The sequence below is a fragment of the Gemmatimonadota bacterium genome (assembly GCA_026705765.1).
GTDB lineage: Bacteria > Latescibacterota > UBA2968 > UBA2968 > UBA2968 > VXRD01.
This window is the reverse complement of record JAPPAB010000015.1, coordinates 1-3,639: the sequence shown is the minus strand read 5'-3', so window position 1 is coordinate 3,639 and position 3,639 is coordinate 1. Positions and strand designations below refer to the sequence as shown.

2 protein-coding genes and 1 pseudogene are annotated in these 3,639 nt (G+C 52.7%); all 3 read right to left on the bottom strand.

Annotated features, from left to right (window positions below; genetic code table 11):
• Positions 1-1,149: 1,149 nt before the first annotated feature.
• Positions 1,150-1,908, bottom strand: a pseudogene (gene istB, locus OXH16_01985) (IS21-like element helper ATPase IstB).
• On the bottom strand, positions 1,908-3,443 hold the full coding sequence (gene istA, locus OXH16_01980; GenBank protein ID MCY3680137.1) for an IS21 family transposase: 1,536 nt from the start codon (positions 3,441-3,443) through the stop codon (positions 1,908-1,910). Before istA ends, istB begins: the two are co-directional and overlap by 1 nt.
• On the bottom strand, positions 3,440-3,639 hold a 200-nt coding region (locus OXH16_01975), incomplete at its 5' end, for a hypothetical protein (GenBank protein ID MCY3680136.1). The genes OXH16_01975 and istA, both read right to left, overlap by 4 nt.

Genomic DNA, 3,639 nt, shown 5'->3' with positions numbered 1-3,639 from the left:
CTTGATCCAGAGTACCTGCAAAGGACTTCGTAATGTTTAAGCACTACTCTTCCCTCAGGACGGATCGTGAACACATGATCGACGAATTGGAGAACCTGTCCACGAAAGGATGCGGTAAGAAGTCGCACCTGCTTCAGCAATGCCTGAAGCAGGTGGGCGAAAAGGGGTGTATTGAAATAGGCTGTGGAGGCAATGTTTCGGTATCCAGAACGGGCGCGGAACGTAATCAGCGGCCGCAACTGGGAGCGTACTACAGATTGACCGGTGACAGTCAAGCTGAGCGAATGAAGACTTTATCCCCATGGAACTAATAGCCCGTTTCAAGCCAGTTCAATGGGTGAGGTACGTTGAGATTTCGCCCAAGATGCCGAAAAGATCACAACAGATAGTACTGATGTTCACAGTAACGCTCGTGGGATTGGACGTGAGCAAAGATAATCTAATGCGATTTTTATGAAGTGTTTCCAAAATTGCCGAGGTTACGGAGATGCCTTTATGGACGGTCTACGGGGCATTAAAGCTTCTTCAAGAATAAGGCGTAATCTCATGGGCGAGACATGATCGCAAGTGGGACGCAGGGAATGCCATTGTATTTATGTGCGATGTTCGAAGCTGTAGATATAGGGGCAAGGCAAACACATGCTTCGAGTATGGGTGAGTGCGGCCAACGGGACATAGTCGATGTTATGTTTTACCCATCCACGCGATCACGGTGAAATCCGGCCACTTCTGGAGTTTTGTTATATGATCGGACACATTGACCGAGTCGGCCACACGCCGGAATCGGTGCTGCAGGGGCCATGAATTTTCATGCATGGCCCGCTTGGCGGCCGTTGTGACGAAGCTGCTACGATCTATCCGAAGAGGCGATCTGAGGCGGTACAGGATCAACGAGCACTAGACCACTGATCGCAAATAAGGGTCTCAGATCGCCTCAAATGACCACGCGCCCTCTCTCCAATTCAAACTCGTAGCCGTATACACACTCTTCCCACACTGAAGACACATACAAATAATCTCCATGCAGGAAATAATCTGTGGAACATATATTTTTTTGCGTATTCCGAGTAAGTGGGACACCCATTCCGAGGGATGCGGGACAGCAATCCGATTGAAGTGGGACAGTGAATTTTGTGAACGTGATTTGAGTCATGATTCGTGTTCGTGTTCTAATTCTTTCTGTCCTTTTACCTTGCGCATGGACTCTCCGGTCAACGCAATTTTATGTGCATTGTTGACGAGTCGGTCCAGGACGGCATCGGCCAAGGTCGGATCCTCCATGGTTTCATACCATTGATCCAGGGGATACTGACTTGTGGCGATGGTTGATCGCACGGTGTATCGATCATCCAGGATTTCCATGAGGTCGCGTTGCTGCAGATGATGGATTCGGTGCAGTCCCCAGTCGTCCAGAACCAGGACATCCATGCGCGCGAGTTGTTTCAACGTTTTCAGATAACTTCCCTGTTGGCGGGCGGTCTAGAGCGTTTCCAGGAGTCGGGCCAGTCGGAAGTAGCGGGTTTTGAAGTTTTCCAGACAGGCTTTATGGGCCAGCGCACAGGCGACATAACTTTTGCCGACTCCAGTGGGGCCGGTAATGATCACATTCTGTCGACGGCGAATCCACTGACAACGGCCCAGATGGAGCATTACGCGTTTGTCCAGACCGCGCGCGGTGCTGTAGTCCAGATTGGCCATACTGGCCGGAAGGCGCAGGTTGGCGGTGCTCAAGCGTCGGGCCAGCTGCCGATCCGCCCGCACCGCTTCTTCATGGTCGACCATGAGTCCAAGACGGTCCAGAAAGGGCATGGCGTCCATATCGGGGGTGTCCAATTGATCCCGTAGGGCGGCGGCCATGCCCCGCAGCCGCATCTGTTCAAGTTTTAAAAGAGTTGGATGTACAAGCATCAGGAGGATTCGATGGATGAATAATACGTGGCTCCCCGCACATTGGTATTCTCAATGGGAGTATACTGAGGCTGGTGGAGTTGCGTCGCCACTTGTTGGACACACTGCCGGACGGTCGCCGTGTACGGGGTCTGCAGATTCAGGGCCATCTCGCAGCCCTGTTCCATGGCGTCATGTCCATACTCACTGGCCAGTTTGAGAATCCCCATGCAGCGACGATAGACCTGTTCGGCCACCTCCGCTTCCGCAAAGATGGCCTCAATGAGCACGGTGGTATGCGGACCAATCTTTTTGGCCCAGTTGACAAACCGTTCGGGCCGCCAGTCGGCATATTCCTGGTGCTCTCTCGGCATATGCGCCACCACGGTGGTATACTGTCCAGCACTCCACCCGCGGCGGTGCGAGGCAATCCGCATCTGGTCATCATAAATCTCGACGATCTCTTCCGAGATCCGTGCGCGGACGAATTTGCCCACATAGGCATAGGGAACGCTGTAATGATAATTCTCAATTTGTACATGGTAGTTAAAGCCAACCTTGCGTTTGCTCACCCACCGTGCATACTCATACGGCTGTTTGGGCAAGGGACGCAGCGCCGGACGATCCAGCTCTTCGAACAGTTGCTTCCGAGAGGTATTGATTTTTTGGAATCGGGCCTGATTCAGTGTATGGACCTCCTGCAGAATGATGGCATTGACGTCGACAAGGCTCAGAAACGTCGTGTTTCGATGGGCCCCCAGGATTTGTCGCTGCAGCAATAACACGCCGCCCTCGGCTTTTGATTTATCCCGTGGCCGCCGAGGGCGTGCGGGTACCACGTCTACCTTGTAATGCCGGGTCAAGTCACGCAATGACCGATTCAGGATGGGCGTGTCATCCGTTCGGAACTGAATCACGGCGGCTTTCATGTTGTCCGGCACAAGGATGCGGGGAATCCCTTGATAAAATTCAAATGCCCGGCGGACCGATCCCAGAAAGTCTTTCGCCGTTTGGGTTTCGGTGGCCTCGGCATACAGATACCCCGAAGCCCCCAGGGCACAGACAAACAACTCGGCGGGCTTCACTTCGCCCGTGATCGGATCTTGGATACAAGGCTTCTTGCCCGAATAATCCACAAAAAGACGCTCGCCAGCCTTGTGCGTCAAGTGCATCACTACTTCCGCCTGACTGCAACGCCAGCCGCGATATAAATCGCAATAACGACTGTACTGGTATCCCGCTGGATTCGCCTCAATATATTCTCTCCAGAGTTGACGCAGCGTCAACGATCGGTGTCGAACCAGCTCTTTGTGGACCTCCACCCAATTGGGAACCGGATGCGGTGAACCGGCACCGGGGGCAGTGATCGGATAAAGCAGCTCCCGAAGTTTGTCATCACTCATCTCCGCGGGCAGAGGCCAGTTGAGATTGGTCACTCTCGCTCGATCCAGAATCCGTGATACGGAACTTCGCCCGATGCCCACGCTACGGGCAATCGCACGAACCGACCCATTCGATTCAAAATAAAGTTGTAAAATGTCCCGGATCGTACTCATCGGTAATCGGTTTGCTGGCATGGCTCTTCGCAGTTTGATGAAAAAATGCGAAGAATAACCACCCCGCGAATAGGATGAAAACTCCAGAACAGACCGCCCAGGAATATCCACAATAACCCGACCAAGCCGCTCACCTGAAAGCGGAAGTTCCCCCCTATTTTCTGAGATTTTTCATTTTTTGTTCTGACATTGTTGT

What these genes read in the sequence shown, in the direction of transcription:
- istA (MCY3680137.1), bottom strand. Translation starts at nt 3,443, where the DNA reads ATGAGTACGATCCGGGACATTTTACAACTTTATTTTGAATCGAATGGG.